General features: G+C 40.1%; 20 protein-coding genes. All 20 read right to left on the bottom strand.

Annotated features, from left to right (window positions below; genetic code table 11):
* Positions 1-6 precede the first annotated feature (6 nt).
* The gene (locus MKZ25_RS05015) at positions 7-378 is read right to left on the bottom strand and encodes a multidrug transporter (RefSeq protein WP_340800485.1); all 372 of its coding nucleotides are present in this window, start codon (positions 376-378) and stop codon (positions 7-9) included.
* The gene (locus MKZ25_RS05010) at positions 378-881 is read right to left on the bottom strand and encodes a chemotaxis protein CheD (RefSeq protein WP_340800484.1); all 504 of its coding nucleotides are present in this window, start codon (positions 879-881) and stop codon (positions 378-380) included. The genes MKZ25_RS05015 and MKZ25_RS05010 overlap by 1 nt, the downstream gene beginning before the upstream one ends.
* On the bottom strand, positions 878-1,516 hold the full coding sequence (locus MKZ25_RS05005; RefSeq protein WP_340800483.1) for a chemotaxis protein CheC: 639 nt from the start codon (positions 1,514-1,516) through the stop codon (positions 878-880). Before MKZ25_RS05005 ends, MKZ25_RS05010 begins: the two co-directional genes overlap by 4 nt.
* A 64-nt stretch (positions 1,517-1,580) precedes the next feature.
* Complete coding sequence (locus MKZ25_RS05000; RefSeq protein ID WP_340800482.1) at positions 1,581-2,027, bottom strand: chemotaxis protein CheW; 447 nt, start codon at positions 2,025-2,027, stop codon at positions 1,581-1,583.
* A gap of 20 nt (positions 2,028-2,047) precedes the next feature.
* The gene (locus tag MKZ25_RS04995) at positions 2,048-4,138 is read right to left on the bottom strand and encodes a chemotaxis protein CheA (protein WP_340800481.1); all 2,091 of its coding nucleotides are present in this window, start codon (positions 4,136-4,138) and stop codon (positions 2,048-2,050) included.
* Between the two features lie 17 nt (positions 4,139-4,155).
* Positions 4,156-5,295, bottom strand: a complete 1,140-nt coding sequence (locus MKZ25_RS04990) for a protein-glutamate methylesterase/protein-glutamine glutaminase (RefSeq protein ID WP_340800480.1) — start codon at positions 5,293-5,295, stop codon at positions 4,156-4,158.
* Positions 5,296-6,174 (bottom strand): MinD/ParA family protein, encoded by an 879-nt coding sequence (locus MKZ25_RS04985; protein ID WP_340800479.1) that lies wholly within the window; start codon positions 6,172-6,174, stop codon positions 5,296-5,298.
* A complete protein-coding gene (gene flhF, locus MKZ25_RS04980; protein ID WP_340800478.1) occupies positions 6,158-7,348 on the bottom strand; it encodes a flagellar biosynthesis protein FlhF in 1,191 nt (396 codons plus the stop codon). The genes MKZ25_RS04985 and flhF overlap by 17 nt, the downstream gene beginning before the upstream one ends.
* Positions 7,345-9,378: a flagellar biosynthesis protein FlhA gene (flhA, locus tag MKZ25_RS04975; RefSeq protein WP_340800476.1), complete on the bottom strand. Its 2,034-nt coding sequence runs from the start codon at positions 9,376-9,378 to the stop codon at positions 7,345-7,347. Before flhA ends, flhF begins: the two co-directional genes overlap by 4 nt.
* Before the next feature lie 23 nt (positions 9,379-9,401).
* Positions 9,402-10,496, bottom strand: a complete 1,095-nt coding sequence (gene flhB / locus MKZ25_RS04970; RefSeq protein ID WP_340800475.1) for a flagellar biosynthesis protein FlhB — start codon at positions 10,494-10,496, stop codon at positions 9,402-9,404.
* A 1-nt stretch (position 10,497) separates the two neighbouring features.
* The gene (gene fliR, locus MKZ25_RS04965) at positions 10,498-11,274 is read right to left on the bottom strand and encodes a flagellar biosynthetic protein FliR (RefSeq protein WP_340800474.1); all 777 of its coding nucleotides are present in this window, start codon (positions 11,272-11,274) and stop codon (positions 10,498-10,500) included.
* A gap of 4 nt (positions 11,275-11,278) precedes the next feature.
* Positions 11,279-11,548: a flagellar biosynthesis protein FliQ gene (gene fliQ / locus MKZ25_RS04960; protein WP_340800472.1), complete on the bottom strand. Its 270-nt coding sequence runs from the start codon at positions 11,546-11,548 to the stop codon at positions 11,279-11,281.
* Between the two features lie 13 nt (positions 11,549-11,561).
* Positions 11,562-12,227 (bottom strand): flagellar type III secretion system pore protein FliP, encoded by a 666-nt coding sequence (fliP, locus tag MKZ25_RS04955; protein WP_340800471.1) that lies wholly within the window; start codon positions 12,225-12,227, stop codon positions 11,562-11,564.
* Positions 12,224-12,907, bottom strand: coding sequence for a flagellar biosynthetic protein FliO (locus tag MKZ25_RS04950; protein WP_340800469.1), 684 nt, complete (start codon positions 12,905-12,907; stop codon positions 12,224-12,226). Before MKZ25_RS04950 ends, fliP begins: the two co-directional genes overlap by 4 nt.
* A 4-nt stretch (positions 12,908-12,911) precedes the next feature.
* The gene (locus MKZ25_RS04945; RefSeq protein WP_008403273.1) at positions 12,912-13,274 is read right to left on the bottom strand and encodes a response regulator; all 363 of its coding nucleotides are present in this window, start codon (positions 13,272-13,274) and stop codon (positions 12,912-12,914) included.
* Positions 13,275-13,296: 22 nt separating this feature from the next.
* Positions 13,297-14,532: a flagellar motor switch phosphatase FliY gene (fliY, locus tag MKZ25_RS04940; RefSeq protein WP_340800468.1), complete on the bottom strand. Its 1,236-nt coding sequence runs from the start codon at positions 14,530-14,532 to the stop codon at positions 13,297-13,299.
* Positions 14,525-15,520 (bottom strand): flagellar motor switch protein FliM, encoded by a 996-nt coding sequence (gene fliM / locus MKZ25_RS04935; RefSeq protein ID WP_340800466.1) that lies wholly within the window; start codon positions 15,518-15,520, stop codon positions 14,525-14,527. The genes fliY and fliM overlap by 8 nt, the downstream gene beginning before the upstream one ends.
* 43 nt (positions 15,521-15,563) lie before the next feature.
* A complete protein-coding gene (fliL, locus tag MKZ25_RS04930; RefSeq protein WP_340800465.1) occupies positions 15,564-15,989 on the bottom strand; it encodes a flagellar basal body-associated protein FliL in 426 nt (141 codons plus the stop codon).
* Complete coding sequence (locus MKZ25_RS04925; RefSeq protein WP_340800463.1) at positions 15,979-16,200, bottom strand: flagellar FlbD family protein; 222 nt, start codon at positions 16,198-16,200, stop codon at positions 15,979-15,981. The genes fliL and MKZ25_RS04925 overlap by 11 nt, the downstream gene beginning before the upstream one ends.
* Positions 16,201-16,283: 83 nt before the next feature.
* Complete coding sequence (locus MKZ25_RS04920) at positions 16,284-17,273, bottom strand: flagellar hook-basal body complex protein (RefSeq protein WP_340800462.1); 990 nt, start codon at positions 17,271-17,273, stop codon at positions 16,284-16,286.
* Positions 17,274-17,329: the final 56 nt, after the last annotated feature.

The following is a 17,329-nucleotide window of genomic DNA, read 5'->3' as shown; positions in this document are numbered from 1 at the left end:
ACTCTTTTACCGTGAAATGGCTTCATCGCTTTGTAGCATTGTACGAACGACCTGTGCAATTTCTCCCGTATTCTCATCATCTACTTCCATTGCCGTATGGTCGCGTTGCGGAACAGTTTGTGTTTTGTCCGTCTCATTCGCTACAGCACCAGAAAGTTCTTCTTCAGTTTGTATCAAAACAGGTGCTTCTGGTGTATAAAATACATAACCAAGGAAATAACGGATAAGAAACATCAAACTAAACGCAATGACAGCGACGACAAAAGCTGTGGTAATTGTCGGCAATGGCATTGCATACGGATTTTGAATTGCAGCAATAAAATATACAGCGAATGAAAGTAGTGCTGCCCAAAAATTATAAAATATTGAACCAAACATTATATTTCACTCACTCCTTTATTGACGGTACGAACCTGAAGCAAGCTCGTTTCAGGATTAAATTCGATAGTACGACCGCTGTTCCCACCTGTATCTTCAGCGATGAGCGGTATTCCCAGTTTTTTTAGCTGAGCTTTAACAGCCTCCACATTTCTCGGTCCAATCCTCATCGAATCTTTGTCCGCAGTAAATTGGAACATTTGGGCACCACCCGCAATTTTTGCCTTCAATTTAAGGTGATGGGCTCCTTGTTGTTTTAAAAGATCGACTAAAGCGGCAATTCCAGTATCGGCAAATTTTGCTGTATTTACTGTTGCTGTTCGATTTAAACTGGAATCCGGCAGCATGACATGGACCATTCCGGCAACTTTTTTGGATTCGTCATAAATGACGGCACCCACACAAGAACCTAAACCGGAAGTACGGATTGTCTTTGGGACTTTCACAATATCCATCTGCGCAATGCCTACTTTAATCACTTCATTTGAATGGGTAACTATCATGTCGTAGGCACTCCTAATGATTTAAAAATTGCTTCAAATGAATCGGGTTCAGGCAACAGGAAGAACTGCCCTTTTACCGCTCCATCATCCGACATGACTTCTTCATATATAGATGTGTTGATGACGATGACCGAATCGCTTACTTGTGAAAGTTCAATAAGACCGATACTTATAATTGCACCAAACATATCAACACTTAATCCGGGTACTGTCGGATAAATTTTCAGACCTGTAAAATCGGATAAAGCCGATAAATAAGAGCCGGATAAAATATTGCCCATTTCCTGCATTGCCGATAAGCCAATTTCCGAATAAGGCGGGGTATGAAAATCAAAAGATTCGTCATGGATGAGACTTCGAATAAATCGGTTTGCCTGCTCAATCGGCAAAATGAAAAACATGCTTCCTTTGACATCCCCTTCGATACGAAGATAAATACCGACGACGGCATTTTCCGAACCGCCAGCAAGCTCCATCATTTCATTAAATGAAGCCATTTTCACGTCAGGTACGCGCATATCAATCTTTTTTCCCAATAAACCCGATAATGCTGTAGCGGCATGTGCAGCACCAATATTTCCGATTTCCTTTAAAACATCTAAATGAAGCAACGTAATTTTTTCACTAAAGTTCATTTTCAATCCCTACTTTAATAGATTCCAGGCAAGCGAGGCTCACCCGGAAAATTATTCATTGAATTCAATCAATCGGATTTAACACTTTATCTAAATGAAGTAAAATTAATAAACGGTTTTCCAATTTTGCGACACCAGCGATAAAATCTTCTTCAAATGAGCCGACCACTTCCGGCTGCTGTTCAATGGAGGACGCGTTGATGTCCAACACATCGTTTGCTGAATCGACGATAAAGCCGACTTCCATCGTCTCCAGCGTAATAATAATAATTCGGGTTGTTTCTTCGTTACCTGAAACAGGCAAGTCAAACCGTTCACGTAAATCGATGACTGGCGTTACAACACCTCGAAGATTAATGACACCTTTTACATAATGTTCTGTTTTCGGTACACGTGTGATATGCATTAATTTTTCGATTCCCTTTACGTGCGAAACAGGAATCGCGTATTCTTTATCTGCTAATTGAAACACAATTACTTTCAAGTTTTTTTGCTCTGTTGCATTCGTCATTCTTCACACCTCTTATCCTTTTACTTCATCAGTGCGTTACAGTCTACAATTAACGCTACTTTTCCGTTTCCTAATATCGTCGCACCTGAAATCGCAAAAATATTCGTTAAGTAGTTACCTAATGATTTCAATACAATTTCCTGCTGTCCAATAAATGAATCGACGACTAAACCAGCTAATTTATCGCCTTTGCGGACGATTACAACTGAGTGGAAGCCATCATTTATTTGCTCAGCACGCGGCACTTCAAAAATTTCTTCCAGGAATACAAGCGGCACTACTTTACCACGGAAATCAATTACTTTTTGATTATGAGCGTTTAAAATGTCTGTGTGACGGATAATCGATGTTTCAATAATTGACGATAACGGAATCGCATAAATTTCATTTTCAATTTCTACGAGCATTACTGAAATAATCGATAGTGTCAGCGGTAATTGGATTGAGAATACCGACCCGACATTTTGAGTCGATTCAATCGAGATATTGCCGCCTAATGATTCGATTGTTGTTTTAACAACATCCAAACCGACACCACGGCCTGAAACATCTGAAATGACGTCGGCTGTCGAGAAACCGGATGCCATAATTAACTCGTTAATCTGCTTGTCTGTCATCGTCAATGATTGTTCTTGTGTAACAATTCCTTTAGACAGCGCTTTTGCCAATACTTTATCACGGTTGATTCCTGCTCCGTCATCCTCAATCTCGATGAATACATAGTTCCCGCTATGATAGGCACGAAGTTCTACTGTTCCTTCTTCCGGTTTGCCTTTTGCACGGCGTACTTCCGGACTTTCGATTCCATGATCAACAGAGTTACGGATCAGGTGAACTAAAGGATCTCCAATTTCATCAATTACTGTGCGGTCAAGTTCTGTCTCGGCACCGACAATATTGAGTTCAATTTTTTTGTTTAAATCACGCGACAATTGACGTACCATTTTCGGGAAACGGTTAAATACAGTATCTACAGGTACCATGCGCATCGTTAAAACGATATTTTGCAGATCTCCCATTGTACGGCTCATACGTTCAACTGTTTCATTCAGTTCTCCATGATTCACTTCACTGGCAATTGATAAAAGACGACCGCGATCAATTGCAAGCTCTTCAAACAAGTTCATTAATATATCAAGGCGTTCAATATTTACTCGGATCGTTTTACTCGATGCATGCCCCGATTTACTGTTGCTGTTTTTAGCTGATGCGGTTTTTGGCTGTGCTTCAGGCACGGCATTCACAGTTTCTTGTACTGCTGGCTGTGCTTCTTCTGCAGGCACTTCGATTGCTGTAGTTTTTGTAACAAAAACATTTCGGTCTATTTTTTTCACAACTACAAGGTCAACCTCGGATACTTTCAACAGCATCTTTTGCAAATCTTCAGCAGACTCTTTTGAAATAAAGGCAACGTGGAATTGACTGTCAAACTGCTCTTCTTCTAATTTATCTACTGTTGGTGAAGATTTGATGACATCTCCGTTTTTCTCCAGTATTTCGAATACCATGAATACACGGGCAGCTTTCAATAAACAATCTTCACGCAAAGCCACTGTAATTTCAAATGCATTAAAATCCTGTTCAGAGGATTGTAGAATGACCGTTTTTTCAAAATCATCATAGGACAATTTCAGTTCAGGTGCTTCGGCTGGCTGTTTATATTCATTTGCCACCATTGCAGCAGCAACTTCCTGACCTGATGCTGGTTCTTCCGAAGCGGCATTTGCCGGTTCACCTGCTTCAATGCGCTTTAGCTTTTCCACTGTCGCCTGCACGTTGCGTTTACCGTCTCCGCCATCTGCAATGTCGAATACCATTTCTTCCAAATGGTCGACAGATTCGAAAACGACATCCAGAATTTCCGCGTCCACTTTAATTTTGCTGTTGCGGATTGCATCTAAAATGTTTTCCATTTTATGCGTTAAGTCGGCTAAGTCTTCAAAGCCCATTGTTGCTGCCATACCTTTTAAAGTATGTGCCGAACGGAAAATCTCCCCGACAATCGTCAAGTCTTCCGGATTTTTTTCCAATTCCAATAAGTGTTCACTGCATGCTTGTAAATGCTCTTTACTTTCTTCAATGAACATTTCCAAATACTGATTTAATTCCATTTAGAGGGCACCCCTTTTTAAGGCATATATTTCATAATTGTTCGGGCAATATCATCAACATCCGCCACTTCATCTACAAGCTGCGTTTCCACGGCAGCTTTTGGCATTCCATAAACGATACACGTTTCTGCTGACTCGGCAATAGCCGTGACATTACCTGTTTTTTTGAGTGAGACTAATCCTTTTGATCCGTCATAACCCATACCTGTCATAATGACGGCAATTTTATCGAAATCCGAATACTGGCTGACATCTTCAAACATAACGTCCACAGACGGGCGATGTCCTGCTCTTGGCGGTTCCTGGTCGTCGAGTACGACAGCAAATGCCGATCCGACTTTTCTTAATTTAAGATGGTAGCCACCTGGGGCAATATAAGCCGTTCCCTTTTGCAACAGGTCGCCTTGTTCTGCTTCTTTTACATGTATTTCACTTAATTGATCAAGTCTGCCTGCCAACGACTTCGTAAAACCGGCAGGCATATGCTGCACGATTAAAATCGGTGCACCCACATTTGCAGGGATTTTCGTAATGACTTCTTGTAAAGCCCTCGGGCCGCCTGTTGAAGTCCCGATTAAAATGATTTTCTTCGAAGTTTTGCTCCACTCCGTCTTTTTAACCTGCACATCGATTTTGGCGGATGGCTTTGTCATATTGTTCAGCTTTGATTCGTCATTGTTGGAAGGCTGACGGATCGTTTGACTTGCAACAGTCGATTTACGGAAAGGATTTTTCAACTTGGAAATTGATACTTTAGAAGCCTCTTCCACTTTCCGTACAAGTTCATCCTTAATTTTATGTAAATCTAATGAAATGGAGCCGCTTGGTTTAGCAACAAAATCGACTGCTCCGTACTCCATTGCCATTACTGTATTTTCTGCTCCACGCTTTGTCGTACTTGAAAGCATGACAACAGGCAACGGGTACTTTTGCATAATCTCTTTTAATGCTTCCATCCCATTCATTTCCGGCATTTCCACATCCATTGTCACGACATCGGGTTTTTGCTGCTCGATTTTTTTTATCGCGTCTTTCCCGTTCCGGGCAGTGCCGATGACTTCAATCTGTCGATGATCCGAAAAAAAATCGCTTATTAGCTTTCGCATAAAGGCGGAATCATCAACAACCAGCAGTTTGATTTTCTGTAAGTTGCTCATTTACTCACGACCTCTCGAAAAGATGCTTTTTAACTTTGATATAAATTTCATTGACTCGTTCGTTGCATGCACTTCTTTCATAACTGGCTGCTTTGTTAAAAATTGCTCGACAATCTTGTCCATCGTTTTTGTAACAGGGGCATCAGGATAAAGCAGTGTAAATAAGGCTTGCTGGCGTACTGCCTGACGCACAACCGGGTCTTCCGGCAGCGAGCCCATAATCGATACTTCCTTCTCCAAAAAGCGCTGCATCACTGTTTTTAGACGCTGTGTCGTATCTTGCCCTTCCTCTACGGTAAATGCACGGTTGCATAACAGATAAAATTTCTTCATCGGGTCTTTAAGATGGATAAATTTCATCATAGAATAGGCATCCATAATGGACGTCGGTTCCGCTGTTGAAATCACGATAATTTCTTCAATGGATGTTAATAGATCAAGAGACCAATCAACAACACCCGCTCCCATATCAAACAAGACAAAATCATAATTTTTCTGCAATGTTTCAAAAGCCGTGATTAACCGGGCAAAAACATCAGCAGACCATTCCATTAACGACGACATACCGGAACCGCCGGAAATATAGCTTACCCCTTCCGTTGTTTCGCACAGAACATCTTCAAGTGGTATTTGACCATCGAGGTAATCTTTTAAACTATATTTCACGGAGCTTCCAATGAGAAGGTGTACATTACCCATTCCAATATCCATATCTAATATGACTACTTTTTTCCCTCTTTTTGATAAAAGGGTGGCAAAGTTTGTCGTAAAGTTACTTTTACCTACTCCACCTTTTCCACTAACAACTGCAATTGATCGCCCTGGCTTATGTTCACTTTCAAACAATTTCTGGCGCAGTTTTTCAGCTTGATCTTTCATCCGAATTCTCCTTGAAGAAAAGTTCTAGTAAATTATCACTATTTGGTTGTTCGATATCTTCTGGTACTTCTTGACCATTTGTATAATAAGCTAGTCCTTTATTATATTTAATCATTAAATTAAACATAGTGCCAATAGAATTTGTTTCATCAAGCTTTGTAAAGATAAATTTTTCAATCTGCAAGTTCTTAAATTGTTCAATAATTGATTCTAAGTCTTTTTGCTTAGACGTTAACGATAAGACTAAATAAGATTCGATTTGTTCGCTAAATTGGATTAGCGATTTCAAGTCTTCAACATATTTCGTTTCTTTATAGTTTCTCCCGGCCGTATCGATAAAAATTAAATCCATATGGTCAAGTTTCTGAATCGCCTCTGCATAATCTTTTGCATTATAGACAATTTCAACAGGTGCCTGAAGCAATGCAGCATACGTTTTCAATTGTTCGATTGCAGCAATCCGATACGTATCCGTCGTAATAAACCCGACTTTCTTTTTCTTTTCAAGGACAGCGCGTGCGGCCATTTTCGCTATCGTTGTCGTTTTTCCGACACCGGTTGGACCTAACACATTTATATATTTTTTTTCATATGAAATTCCGCTAATCGGCAAGTCATACAATTCTTTTCTTAAAAAGTCTTGGGCAACTCCCTGCATTTCGTTCCAAGTAATTTGTTTACCCTGCTTGGTATAATACATAAAAAGCTCATCACTGATTCCTGTGATAAGCTCCTCTCCAAGTTCCTGCTCACGTAGAAAGTCGATAAATGTTAAGAGTTCATCAGGATAATGAGATTGGGTAGACCTTCGCTGCATCGATTGCATAATCGATTTTAAATCAGCAATTTCTTTGACCAAGTTATCAGGCAAGCCGGCAGCAGCGCCTTGCGGAACTTTTTTAGGTTGTTCCACAGACGAAGCCACTTCACTGATCTCTTCCTCTATCAATCTCGGTGCAAATGCCGGCATATCTTCAAAAGACGGCAATGTAGGTTTCTTTTCTACCTTGTCATATCCTGCCACGACTTCATAGCTTTTATTTTTTACCAACCCGAAAAACTTTTTTGTCACGACGACTTTTGAATTCAGAATAACTGCATCTTCCCCTAAATCGGCGCGAATTTGCTTCATCGCCTCAGCAATGGAAGGTGCATTATATTTTTTCATCTTCATTCAACATTCACCACCCCTACACTTTGAATTTCAACGGCTGCATCCAATTCGTTATATGAAAGAATCGGTACTTGCGGGAAATAACGTTCTGTCATTTGTCTTACATAAAGGCGCACAGCAGGCGAACATAAAATAATTGGCGACTGTTCCGTATAGGATACACGCTCTACCTCTTTTGCAATAGCTTCCAATACCAATTGTGACTGTTGCGGATCCATCGCCAAATAGTTCCCGTGATCTGTTTGCTGAATGCTGTCCGCTACAAGTTTTTCCACTTTTGCGGACACTGTAATAACTTTCAGTGCTTGTTGGCCGTTTATGAATTGAGATGTAATCTGTCTGGCCAATGCCTGTCTCACATACTCAGTTAAAATATCGGGATCACTCGTAAGCTTTGCATAATCTGCCAGTGTTTCAAAAATGATCGGCAAATTACGGATCGACACATTCTCACGCAATAATTTGGCCAATACTTTTTGTACTTCCCCAATCGATAATGGCGTCGGAATTAAATCGTCCACTAAAATCGCATGTGTTTCGCGTAAATGATCGATCAGTTGCTTCGTCTCTTGACGACCAAGCAAATCGTGGGCATTTGCCCGGATCATTTCAGTTAAATGTGTGGAAACAACACTTGGCGGATCGACTACTGTATAACCGAACATTTCGGCATCCTCTTTTACTGCTTCTGTGATCCATTTTGCAGGCAGGCCGAATGATGGCTCAATTGTATCAATACCATCGATTGAATTATCATCGCCAGGACTCATCGCCAAATAATGATCGAGCAGTAATTCACCTCTTGCCATTTCATTTCCCTTTATTTTAATCCGGTACTCATTTGGCTGCAGCTGAATATTGTCACGGATTCGGACAATCGGTATGACGATTCCAAGCTCCAATGCAAGCTGACGCCGGATCATTACTACGCGGTCCAATAAATCTCCGCCCTGCGCAGTATCCACTAACGGAATTAACCCGTAGCCAAATTCGAACTCTATCGGATCGACATTTAATAGATTAATAACATTTTCAGGGCTTTTCATCGTATCAGAAGCAACTTCCTCTTCGAATTCCATAATTTCTTCCGGTGTTTCTTCCTTTTTACGGTCCATTAAGAAGGCACCGGCCGCTAATGCAAGTGCAATCGGAATCGTAATCCAGTCCGGAATCGGAGTAAATAATCCGAGCAGGAGAATTGTACCTGCAGCAACATACAATAGCTTGGATTGTGCAAATAACTGCGCTGTAATATCCGAACCAAGGTTTCCTTTTGAAGCGGCACGTGTAACAACAATCCCTGTAGCTGTGGAAATCAATAAAGCCGGGATCTGCGATACAAGTCCATCACCGACAGTCAGCATCGAATATTTCGAGGCAGCTTCACCAAAGCTTAGCTCCATCTGAAGCATACCGATAATCATACCGAACAGTAAGTTAATGCCGACCATAATAATCGAGGCGATTGCATCCCCTTTTACGAATTTCGTTGCACCATCCATCGCTCCGTAAAAGTCCGCTTCTCCCGATACTTTTTCACGGCGTTCGCGCGCTTCCTTTTCCGAAATCATTCCTGCGTTTAAATCCGCATCAATACTCATTTGTTTACCAGGCATCGCATCCAATGTAAAACGTGCAGCAACTTCCGCAACACGTTCCGACCCTTTTGTAATAACGATGAACTGGATAATAACTAATAATAAGAAAATAACTAACCCTACTAAAATATTACCGCCTGTTACGAAATTACCAAATGTCTCTACTACTTTACCTGCGTCACCTTCCGCCAAAATAGCACGAGTCGTCGATACGGACAGTGCCAGACGGAACAGTGTCAATAATAGAATAACAGTAGGGAATATCGAGAAATCGAGCGCTTCCTTCATGTTCATCGAAGTTAATAATACAAGAAGTGCCAATGTAATATTAATAATAATTAAAAAACTGAGTAGCCAATGTGGAAGAGGGATAATGAGCATCGCTACAACCATAATCACTGCAGCTAAAACCCCTAAGTCGCGTATTTGCATTGTTGTCCCTCCTGAAATCTATGTCAAATTTTGCGTTTGATCCGGTATACATATGCAAGAACTTCGGCAACTGCTTTGAAAAACTCTTCCGGTACAGCCTGGCCGATTTCCACCTGGTCGTACATCGCGCGGGCAAGCGGACGATTTTCTACCATAATGACATCATGTTCTTTTGCAATAAGTTTTATTTTCTGTGCAACAAAGTCGGTTCCTTTTGCGACAACTTTCGGTGCTTCCATCATATCTTCGTCGTATTTTAATGCAATGGCAAAATGGGTCGGGTTTGTAATGACGACATCTGCAGCAGGTACTTCCTGCATCATTCTGCGCATTGCCATTTCGCGTTGACGCTGCTTAATTTTCGACTTGATCAACGGGTCACCTTCTGCATTTTTATGCTCATCTTTAAGATCCTGTTTCGACATCTTCAGTTGTTTTTCATATTCATAACGTTCATATATATAATCAAACAATGCAATGAAGACAAGCATAATCGAAGCGGCAATTCCCATAATCGCCGACAAGTAGGCGACAGTGGCTAAAATTTCTGCCGGGCTATGTAATGCAAGCGATAATACATCTTCCAAATAGACAATAATGACAACGGTTGTCACGGTTCCGATCAACGTTACTTTTAATAATGATTTAATTAAATTGACGATTGCACGTACAGATATAATCTTTTTGATCCCTTTAATAGGGTCCATTTTCTTTAAATCTATTTTTAAAGTTTCTGTTGTAAATAGTAAGCCAAACTGAAAAAAGTTAGCTCCAATACCTGCAATAATGGCAATGACCATAATTGGCAGAACGATAATTGCCATTTCTTTAATGGATTCAACATACATATCCATTACAGTTTCAGCATTCAGCGTTTCAATTAGCATATTGCGGTTAAGTGCCTGCAGTAAAAAATCTCTCATTCCTTCGTACATGAATGGTGCAAAGAAAAGCAAAAAGAAAAATGACAATAGGAGTAATACGGCGGCTGTGACGTCCTGACTTTTTAATACTTGTCCTTTTTTTCGTGAATCCTGCCTTTTCTTCGGTGTTGCTTTTTCAGTTTTTTCACCTGCGAAAAACTGAAGATCAACATTAATCAATAGCTTTCTATCCATGTTAGCCACCACCTAAAATAACCATCAAGTCACGTAAAGAAATAATCATAAACTCAATTAGCTCCTTCATAACTCCTATTAATACACCCATTGTCACCATCAATACGAGAAACCCTACTGCAATTTTGATCGGGAATCCGATTACAAATATGTTCATTTGCGGTACCGTTTTCCCTGTAATTCCTAACGCTAACGTTACTAAAAATAATGTTGCAACTATTGGAGCTGACATTTGAAATGCTATGGCAAAAACAGAAACAAATATTTTTATAATAAACAGTGCGGTTCCTTCTTCACCGAAATTCGGGAAAAACTGATCCATCGGCATAAACTGATAACTATAAAAAATCCCATCTAAAATAAGATGATGACCATTTATTGACAACAATAATAAAAGCATTAAAAAGTTTAAAAACTGTCCCATTAACGGAGACTGGGCACCTGTTTGCGGATCGATAATATTCGCCATCGCAAAACCCATCTGGAAATCGATAAATCCGCCTGCTATTTGAACTGCGGAAACGATGATCATCGCGGCCAATCCTAGCATCAGCCCGATAATCGCCTCTTTTAAAACGAGCAGCAAGTAGAACGCATTAATTTCAAATGGCTCCATATCAAACGTGTAATACATCATCCACGCTAAAGCGACAGCTAATATAATGCGCATTTGCGGTGGGATTGTACGATATGAAAATAAAGGAACGGAGACGAAAAATGCAGAAACACGTACTAAAATTAATAGCAATATTGATAAATTCGGCAGTAATTCTGTCATCTTCTCACCCAATATACCGAACTAGGTTATTTAAAATATCGTGAAAGTAGTCCGTCATTTTACTGATCATAAACGGGCCAAAAAAAATAATCGCCATTAATACCGCTACGATTTTAGGTACGAACGCCAATGTCTGTTCTTGAATTGAAGTTGTTGCCTGAAATATGCTGACTATTAAACCACTGATAAGCGCAATTAATAGTAATGGTCCCGAAACTATCAATATCGTGAATACTGCATTTTCTGCTATTGCAATGACCATTTCCTGTGTCACTTTATATCATCCCCTAAAAACTTTGAAGTAAAGATTTCATCACTAAATACCAACCATCGACGAGTACAAATAATAAGATTTTAAATGGCAGTGAAATCATTACCGGAGGCAGCATCATCATCCCCATTGACATCAGTGTACTTGCGACTACCATATCAATAACTAAAAACGGAATGAAGATCATAAAGCCCATTTGAAAAGCTGTTTTAATTTCACTTAACGCAAATGCAGGTACGAGCAGTGTCATCGGAATTTCCTCAATGGAATCCGGATACTCCGCCTGATTATATTCGATAAAAAGTTCCAGATCTTTTTGTCTTGTATGCTGAGCCATAAATTGTTTAAACGGAATTGTTGCCCGTTCATATGCCTCTTCCAAATTAATTTCTTCATCAAAGAGCGGCTGTAATGCTTGCTCGTTTACTTGCTGGAATGTCGGAGCCATAATAAAGAATGTCAGAAACAATGCCAACCCGATAATTACCTGGTTTGGCGGCATCTGGTTCGTGGCAAGGGCTGTCCTAGTAAACGACAGAACGATGACGATACGCGCAAATGAAGTCATTAATATTAACAGGCTCGGCGCTAAAGAGAGAACGGTTAACAGGAATAACAGCGTAACCGATGTGGATACATTTCCCGGATCACTTTCAGAAAACACGGAAAGAAGGTCATTCATCGATCATCACGCTCCTGTTCTTTCCAACGCTCCAGCTCATCACTTCGTTGCTGCTTGATTTTACCGATTTTTTCATTGAATAAATCATTAAATTTAGGGCTTTCCGAAATATCCTGCGGGCGTTTTTTTTGTGAAAACTTATTAAATAATTGTGCTATATATGGCGAAGTATTCACCATGCTCTGTTTGGATTCAATTTGATTCAGTAAATGGTCGATTTCTTCTTCGGAATCGATTTCCTTCAGAAGCTGAATGTTATCGCCGACACCAACTACATAAACTCGTTTACCAATTAGTAATAATTGTACAGACTTTTGCTGTCCTACAGACAAGCCACCGATATTTTTGATTACGGCATTTTGTTGATAGTTGAAGTTACGCTTGTTTAAATACTTTAAAATGAACAATAATAGCCCTATGACGAAGATAAGTGCTATTAAAACTTTCAGATATTCCCAAAATCCAATACTAACGGATGCCGAGTCAGTTTGTTCTTCGTCGGCATCCGGAGTATTCTCATCTGAAATTTTTTCTTCTGAACATACTTCAGGGTTTTCATTACAGTTTTCGTATACGTTACTTACCATCGCAAAAGTTCCATTTGAGATTGGTGTAAATAATGCCGTCATCAATACAATTCCAACAGCGAGCCAAAATCGAAATGATTTTTTTGCTTTCATCACATCAACCTAAAGCTTTTTGAATCGCTTCGATTACGCGATCTGCTTGGAAAGGCTTTACGATAAAGTCTTTTGCACCTGCTTGAATCGCATCGATTACCATAGCTTGTTGGCCCATCGCTGAACACATAATAACTACCGCACTTGGATCCGTGCCTTTAATTTCTTTTAATGCTGCAATACCGTCCATTTCAGGCATTGTAATATCCATTGTTACTAAATCAGGACGTAATTCATTGTACTTTTCAACCGCTTGAATTCCGTCAGCTGCTTCTCCTACTACTTCAAAACCATTCTTCGTTAAAATATCCTTGATCATCATGCGCATGAAAGCTGCATCGTCAACAATTAAAATCCTTTTAGACATAATCCAATTCCTCCAATTAAAACTATCTAATATTGTTCAAGCGGTCTGCCTGACTTAAAATATCTGTGATGCGAACACCGAAGTTCTCATCGATTACTACAACTTCACCTTTTGCAATTAACCGACTGTTCACTAAAATATCCACTGGTTCACCTGCAAGCTTATCTAATTCTATAATAGACCCGCTGGAAAGTTCGAGTATTTCTTTTACTGAACGTTTAGTCCGGCCCAGCTCAACTGTAACTTGCAACGGAATATCAAGCAGCATATTCAAGTTGCGTGCTTCCGACTGTGTAATATTTGCCGGTTCGAAGCTGGCAAATTGAGCTTGCTGTATATTGGCAGGTGGCGCTGTATAAGCAGGCTGCTGATAAACTGGCTGTTCATATACAGGTTGCTGATATGCTTGCTGTTGCACCGGTTGCTGATAGACCGGCTGTTGCACCGGTTGTTCATACATAGGTTGCTGTGCAGTCGGTTGTTGAGTCTCTTGCAATGGCTGCTGTTGTTCTGGCTGAACTGGCTTAGGCTCCACTGTTGTTGTTGCAGTGAGAGGCTCATCAGTTTCTCCCATTAATGACTTTACTATCTTTTTACTAAACTTTAAAGGTAGTAATTGCATTAAATTCGAATCAATCAGTTCACCGATACGCAATCTGAATGAAATTTTAACTAATAACTCATCCGTCGGGATCGTTTCAGTGCCTTCATTTTGTGAAATGTTCAGCAAATCAATTGTAGGTGGTGAAATATCCACCTTTTGGTTAAATACTGTTGACATGGATGTCGCAGCTGAACCCATCATTTGATTCATCGCTTCCTGAACAGCGCTTAATTGGATTTCACTTAGTTCAGGTCTTGGATTGATTCCATCTCCGCCCAGCATCAAGTCTGCAATAATTGCAGCATCCGATTGTTTGATTACAAGCAGGTTCATTCCTGATAGTCCAGTTGTGTATTCTACTTGCACAGCAACATATGGGTGCGGGAATTCCTGCTCCAGATGATTTCGGTTAATCATTGATATACTTGGTGTTGTAATATCCACTTTTTGACCTAGTAATGAAGATAATGCAGTTGCCGAACTGCCGAATGAGATATTACCTACCTCACCTAGTGCATCAATTTCGATTGGAGTTAAGTGAGCCTCAACTTTAATTTCTTCTTTCGGACTTTCAGTGTTCGCTGGTAAATCCTCCAGTGTTTCGCCCCTTAATAGAGCCTCAATTTCTTCTTGGGAGAGCATATCATCACTCATCTTCGTCTCCTCCTTTCAAAGGGTCGATAATTTGTACAGCCATTTTATTATTCAGTTTCCCCGGTTGCACGGTAAATTTCGGTAAACTGCCCACTTTCAATGTTAACGGATTATCAATTTTTTGATTTAACGGAACAACATCACCGATCGACATCGTCAGGAAATCTTCAATTGTAATATCTGTTGAACCTAACTCTGCAATAACCGGTAATTTTGCTTGTTTCACACGATTTTCAAGCATTTTCGATTGTTCGGGTGAAATTTCCTTCGTATTTGTCTGCATCCAGTATCGAACTGATAAATTTGGAACAATAGGCTCCAATACTACATGCGGGATACAAATATTAATCATTCCTGTCGTTTCCCCGATAATGGTATTAAACGAAATGACTACAACTGTTTCATTTGGCGAAATCATTTGTAAAAACTGCGGATTCACTTCCAGCTCCACAAGCATAGGATCGATTTCAGCTACATTTTCCCAAGCTTCACGTAAATTATCAAAAGAACGTTCGAATAAATTCGTCATGATTTTCGTTTCGATCTCAGTTAAATTGTTTACATTGCTATGACTTCCCCCTGCGCCGCCCATCAGTCGATCAAGCATCGAATAGGCAATGTTCGGGTTAATCTCCATTAAAATATTGCCATCCAAAGGCGGAACCTCGAATACATTGATCAAAGTCATGTTTGGGATTGATCGAACAAATTCTTCAAACGGTATTTGGTCCACAGATGCAACTGTTATTTGGACATAACTTCTTAGCTGTGCAGAAAAGAAAGTTGTTAACAGTCGCGCAAAGTTTTCATGTATACGGGTCAAACTTCGGATTTGGTCTTTTGAGAAGCGCAGAGCCCGCTTAAAGTCATAAACTTTTACTTTTCGTGTTTCATCTTCTTTTTTTATGTCTTCTGCAGACATCTCTCCGGTCGAAATCGCTGATAAAAGTGCATCAATTTCGGATTGCGACATTATATCTCCTGCCATTTGCCCACCTCCATTTCAAAAATTAAAATTGTAGTACTAATAATTACTGAAGTACGTATGAAGTAATATACACTTGCGTAACTTCCCCTTCTTGCATTAACTCATTTACTTGAGATTTAATTGCATCCTGGAATGTAATTTTTCCTTGCTTACCTTCCAAAGCTTCTTCTTCCATTTCAGAAAGCTCTTGAATGACGATATTTTTCACTTGGAAATCTCGCTTAAATAACTCTTCACCAGCTTTTTTATCTGATGCCTGGATTTTCAATGTAATTCGGACAAAACTTCCATCTGCTAAATTCGTCGTAATTTCAGGAATGTCAACCGATGATTCGATGATATCATCAATAGTCGGACCATCCGGTTTCTCTTTGTTGAGCTGTGTCAACAGCACAACTACAATAACACCGAATAATGTAATCGTCACTAATATAATTACCATAATTGTCAATAATTTATTATTCTTCATCTTCTTCACCTCTAAGGTGCGGGTTAGATAAAACCTGGGCATGCCGATAAAATGTCTTCACTTTTTGCCGCACCTGTTCTTCAGTTTCTAACACAATGTATTTACGTCCCGTCGTCAGCGTTATCTGGGTGTCTGGAAATGCTTCAACCGTTTCTATGTATAGAGCATTTAATGTAAAAGCTTTACCGTTAAGGCGAGTTACCTCAATCATTGAAATAGGACCGGACCTGCATTTGAGAGCCGGCCCGCCCCCCTTCTATAATGAATTTTCAATGAGTATATAAAGTTATTATACTATCGTTTTAAGTTAACAAGCTCTTGTAAAATTTCATCCGAAGTTGTAATAATACGAGAGTTCGCCTGGAAGCCACGCTGTGCAACAATCATCTCCGTAAATTCTTCAGAAAGGTCTACGTTGGACATTTCCATGAAGCCCGAGTTAATCGAACCGATACCATCTTGAGTTCCTAATTGAGCATAAATCGCTCCTGAGTTTGGAGTAGTTTGGAAATAATTCCCTCCCGTTTTTTCAAGACCACTTGCATTTGCAAATTTCGCCAGCACAATTGTACCCGCATACTGAAGATCCCCTGCTGAATCGACAAATGAAACCGATCCATCTTGAGCAATACTCATTGATTGAGCTGTAGTTGGAATTCGAATTGGAGAAGCCGTTGTGTTCCCTTCCGGAAGTAATTCGCCAGTTGCTGGATCCAACAAATTCATTCCTCCGGCAACTGCAGGTTTGTTATCTGTAAATTGTGAACCTGGGGCATTCTCCGGATCTATTGCATCATATGCAGTTACATCTGCAGCAAAACCAACTAAATATTTACCATCACTGTTAACTACAAAACCATTTTGATCCATGTAGAAATTCCCTGCACGTGTATAGAGTGTATTTGTGAATCCTCCAGCCGTAGCAGGTTCACCTGCAGCTGGATCGCCCTGAACAAAGTCAGCAGCATCTGCCACCATGAAGAAACCGTCCCCGGAAATCGCTAAATCCAAAGTTCGTCCAGTCGTTTGCATTGAACCGGCATTGTGAATCGTGTCGATTGCCGCAAGTTGTGAACCTAATCCTACTTGAATCGTGTTCACCCCACCACGAGTTGCTGATGGTGCAGACGCGCCTGCTTGTGTTTGAGAAATTAAATCTTTAAATACTGTACGTTCTTTCTTGTAGCCGTACGTATTAACATTCGAAATATTATTCCCGATCACGTCTAATTTTGTCTGAAAGTTTTTTAAGCCTGAAATCCCTGAATACATTGAACGTAACATAAAATGTCGTTCTCCCTTCGTTTTTCAAATCTGTTTATTAGTTCAGTCGTCTCGAT

The sequence above is a fragment of the Solibacillus sp. FSL W7-1464 genome (assembly GCF_038004425.1).
Lineage (GTDB): Bacteria > Bacillota > Bacilli > Bacillales_A > Planococcaceae > Solibacillus.
This window is presented reverse-complemented; position numbering and strand designations above follow the sequence as displayed.

Excerpts from the sequence above, each read along its gene's own strand:
- MKZ25_RS05015 (WP_340800485.1), bottom strand. The coding sequence starts at position 378 with ATGTTTGGTTCAATATTTTATAATTTTTGGGCAGCACTACTTTCATTC.
- fliY (WP_340800468.1), bottom strand. The coding sequence starts at position 14,532 with ATGAGTGATGATATGCTCTCCCAAGAAGAAATTGAGGCTCTATTAAGG.
- fliP (WP_340800471.1), bottom strand. The coding sequence starts at position 12,227 with ATGAATGACCTTCTTTCCGTGTTTTCTGAAAGTGATCCGGGAAATGTA.
- MKZ25_RS04985 (WP_340800479.1), bottom strand. The coding sequence starts at position 6,174 with ATGAAAGATCAAGCTGAAAAACTGCGCCAGAAATTGTTTGAAAGTGAA.
- MKZ25_RS05005 (WP_340800483.1), bottom strand. The coding sequence starts at position 1,516 with ATGAACTTTAGTGAAAAAATTACGTTGCTTCATTTAGATGTTTTAAAG.
- MKZ25_RS04945 (WP_008403273.1), bottom strand. The coding sequence starts at position 13,274 with ATGTCTAAAAGGATTTTAATTGTTGACGATGCAGCTTTCATGCGCATG.
- flhA (WP_340800476.1), bottom strand. The coding sequence starts at position 9,378 with ATGCAAATACGCGACTTAGGGGTTTTAGCTGCAGTGATTATGGTTGTA.
- MKZ25_RS04920 (WP_340800462.1), bottom strand. The coding sequence starts at position 17,273 with ATGTTACGTTCAATGTATTCAGGGATTTCAGGCTTAAAAAACTTTCAG.
- flhB (WP_340800475.1), bottom strand. The coding sequence starts at position 10,496 with ATGGATAGAAAGCTATTGATTAATGTTGATCTTCAGTTTTTCGCAGGT.
- MKZ25_RS04925 (WP_340800463.1), bottom strand. The coding sequence starts at position 16,200 with ATGATTGAGGTAACTCGCCTTAACGGTAAAGCTTTTACATTAAATGCT.
- fliM (WP_340800466.1), bottom strand. The coding sequence starts at position 15,520 with ATGGCAGGAGATATAATGTCGCAATCCGAAATTGATGCACTTTTATCA.
- MKZ25_RS04995 (WP_340800481.1), bottom strand. The coding sequence starts at position 4,138 with ATGGAATTAAATCAGTATTTGGAAATGTTCATTGAAGAAAGTAAAGAG.
- fliL (WP_340800465.1), bottom strand. The coding sequence starts at position 15,989 with ATGAAGAATAATAAATTATTGACAATTATGGTAATTATATTAGTGACG.
- MKZ25_RS04990 (WP_340800480.1), bottom strand. The coding sequence starts at position 5,295 with ATGAGCAACTTACAGAAAATCAAACTGCTGGTTGTTGATGATTCCGCC.
- MKZ25_RS05000 (WP_340800482.1), bottom strand. The coding sequence starts at position 2,027 with ATGACGAATGCAACAGAGCAAAAAAACTTGAAAGTAATTGTGTTTCAA.
- MKZ25_RS05010 (WP_340800484.1), bottom strand. The coding sequence starts at position 881 with ATGATAGTTACCCATTCAAATGAAGTGATTAAAGTAGGCATTGCGCAG.
- flhF (WP_340800478.1), bottom strand. The coding sequence starts at position 7,348 with ATGAAGATGAAAAAATATAATGCACCTTCCATTGCTGAGGCGATGAAG.
- fliR (WP_340800474.1), bottom strand. The coding sequence starts at position 11,274 with ATGACAGAATTACTGCCGAATTTATCAATATTGCTATTAATTTTAGTA.
- MKZ25_RS04950 (WP_340800469.1), bottom strand. The coding sequence starts at position 12,907 with ATGAAAGCAAAAAAATCATTTCGATTTTGGCTCGCTGTTGGAATTGTA.